This window comes from Bartonella sp. TT119HLJHH, from assembly GCF_042193385.1.
GTDB lineage: Bacteria > Pseudomonadota > Alphaproteobacteria > Rhizobiales > Rhizobiaceae > Bartonella.
The window spans coordinates 1-533 of record NZ_JBHILS010000156.1 but is presented as its reverse complement, the minus strand read 5'-3'; the positions used below and the strand labels follow the sequence as shown (position 1 = coordinate 533).

The 533-nt window shown below is 48.2% G+C and carries 1 protein-coding gene; it reads right to left on the bottom strand.

What is annotated here, in order from left to right; genetic code table 11:
• Positions 1–533 (bottom strand): hemagglutinin repeat-containing protein (locus ACFIJL_RS09905; RefSeq protein ID WP_375624566.1); only part of this gene is annotated, 533 nt, incomplete at both ends.

Below are 533 nucleotides of genomic sequence, written 5' to 3'. Positions count from 1 at the left end.
GTGGTATGCGATTGAGATGTATCGGACGATTTCTCATGCAAAAAGCCACTTGATGACGATTGTGCTTGCTGATCCAAGTGCTCTTGGGCGCCTTTGATAGTAATCTTTTCCCCAGAGTGAATGGTAATATCCGCTTTTGCCTGTTCTTCTAGTGCTTTCTCTCCTGACGTTTCCTCTGCCTTACCGGCTATGAGCGTCGAGGCTACAACTTCCGTGTTGTTGCCTGAGTCAATGGCAATGCCTTCACCCCCTGTTATGCTTGACCCCACAACTTGGCGCACATCCATCTTGTTATGCTCAGATTTGCTGCTACTAAACACCCCACCCTCTTTGTGATACGACATCTCATAATGTAAGCTATCCTCTGCATTATTGATGAGAATATCGTTGCTGGCTTTCAGCCATACCTTGCCATCAGCCGCAATGGAACTGCCTGTGATGCTAAGATCATGCGGTTTGCCATCCTGCCCTGCAATGACAGTGGTGTCACCTCCCGATTTTATCGAAGAGCCAACGGCATGAGAGGCTTGCAT